Raw genomic sequence first — 2,433 nt, 5'->3', positions numbered from 1 at the left:
GTCTACGTCGAGCTTTCAGTTCAGACAGCCGAACGAGAATCCCACTCCGGTTTGGGAGGATCAATATTCCCCAATGCCGCCTGGCGGTTGGTGTGGGCTCTTCGCAGTTTGAAAGACGAGGATGAAAAAATACTTATCTCTGGATTTTACGATGACATTCAACCCCCATCAGAAAAGGATTTGGATTTATTAGCGGCCAACAATAACTTCTATGAATTACACTTTGAAAACATTGGAGGATTGGTGATGCCATTAATTATTAGAGCAACATTTGTCGATGGAACAGAAGAAATCATTCGCATACCTGCTGAAGTGTGGATGAGAGACAACTACAACATCAGCAAAGTCTTTATTTTTGAGGAAGAAGTAGTTTCATTTAGACTAGATCCCTTCTTAGAAACAGGAGACACAAACTTGAACAACAACGCTTGGCCAAAAGAAGTAAAACCGAGTAGATACCAATTGTTTCAAGAAAAGAAAATGAACGAAAACCCAATGCAACGTCAAAAGCGTATGAATTAGGTTCACCATAAAAACTACAGAAGGCTCATCTCATTAGATGGGCCTTTTTTATGATTACAAGAATGCCATTATCAACGTTTTGCTTTCCATTAAGTTTTATTTAGGTTTAGATAAAACTATAGAACTATGAAAAAACTTTTACCCCTAATGTCAGGAGTGCTTGCCAGCTCCTTAACTTTTGGCCAAACCTTTTCTGATGACTTTGAATCCTATGCAGCCGGTACACAGATTGGAACCACTGCAGATTGGACGACTTGGTCGGGATCTGGAGGTGGATCTGATGACGTAGCCGTAAGCTCAACACTTGCACACAGCGGAACGAATGCCTTATACTTCCTAGCAACTGGATCGGGTGGTCCGGGTGATATCGTGAAAGATTTTGGAGGTGAATATTCAACGGGTAACTTCGATTTTGAAGTATGGATGTACGTGGCCAATGGAAAAAAAGCCTACTTTAATTTTCAAAAAGAAAGCACCATTGGAAATGCTTGGGCCATGGATGCTAATTTTAGTAATGGAACACTTCAGGTTTACAATACCGACGAAACATTCCTTACGACCAGTTACACAGAAGGAACTTGGTTCAAGTTCAGTATGCAATTGAATTTAAACACGAACAATTGGGAGGTTTTTATTGATAATAACAATGTTGGAAGTTTTAGCAATTCTATCAATCAAATAGCTTCTTTAAATATCTACAGTATTCAGGGCGCTGAATTTTATCTGGATGATATCGCTTACACTATTACCCCTTACACACTCCCGTCAACCAATGCAGGTTTAACTTATTTAGACCCAAAATCTGTATTAGTAGGACAATCAAATTCACCTGAAATACGCATAAGAAATTTAGGAGTAAATACGATCAATTCTGTTGAGGTCACTTTAGATTATAATGGAAATCAAACAACAGAAACCTTTACAAATTTAAACCTTGCGTCATTAGATGAAGTAGAATTAAGTTTGAGTAATAGCATTACATTAAGTAGTGGTGCAGCTAATTTTACAGCAACAATCACTAATGTAAACGGAAATGGGTTAGATGATGACAGCAATGACGATAGTCAATCTCAATCATTAACTCCCATAGAAGTATACCCTGGAAGAATGGTATTTGGTGAAGAAGCAACAGGAACATGGTGTGGATGGTGTCCGAGAGGAGCCGTGGCCATGGATGAAATGGAAATAGAATTTCATGATTTCTGGGCGGGAGTTGCTGTACACAACAATGATCCAATGGCAAATGCTACGTATGACGCTGCACTTGGAGCGTACATCAATGGTTACCCGAGCGGAATTGTAGATAGGGGTGCGGACATAGACCCATCTGCCATGCGCCAAGATTTTATACAAAGAATAACAACACAACCCTCTGCCCTTATAGAAATGGGTGCTGAATTTAATGCAACAACACGTGAGTTAAAAATGTCATTATCAGCAGAAATCATAGAGGCGATCAACAACAATTATAAACTCGCTATCATTTTAACAGAAGACAGTGTTACCGGAACAACAAGCGGATACAACCAAGCTAATTATTACGGTTCTCAAGGGATTACCTTGATAGATCCTGCTGGATATAACTGGGGAGATTTACCAAGTTCAGTACCCGCTTCACAAATGATTTACAACCATGTTGGAAGAGGTATCTACCCAAGTTTCGGAGGAATGGTAAATTCATTACCTGCTACCGTTGCCGTAGGTGAAACACACACAATCAATGCTTCCATAATTCTCGATCAAGATTGGGACGAAACAAAAATGAACCTCATCGGTATATTGATAGACCCAAGTGGTGATGTAAATAACGCAGGAAAAGCAAGTCTGTCTGAAGCCATTGACAACGGATACGTATTAACTACAGATAACTTCGATTTTAATTACGTAAATAATTTATTTGAAATCTATCCC

The 2,433-nt window shown here is 39.2% G+C and carries 1 protein-coding gene and 1 pseudogene; both read left to right on the top strand.

Annotated elements, in window-relative coordinates:
• Positions 1 to 522, top strand: a pseudogene (locus R3333_RS14075) (hypothetical protein); the annotation flags it as partial.
• A 126-nt stretch (positions 523 to 648) separates the two neighbouring features.
• Positions 649 to 2,433: Omp28-related outer membrane protein (locus tag R3333_RS14070; protein WP_318959407.1), on the top strand; the 1,785-nt coding region annotated here is incomplete at its 3' end.

Origin of the sequence: Lishizhenia sp., from assembly GCF_033720595.1 — a bacterium.
In the GTDB taxonomy this organism is placed as follows: Bacteria; Bacteroidota; Bacteroidia; order Flavobacteriales_D; family Crocinitomicaceae; genus Lishizhenia.
The sequence above is the reverse complement of the archived record's forward strand: the minus strand, read 5'-3'. Positions and strand labels throughout refer to the sequence as shown.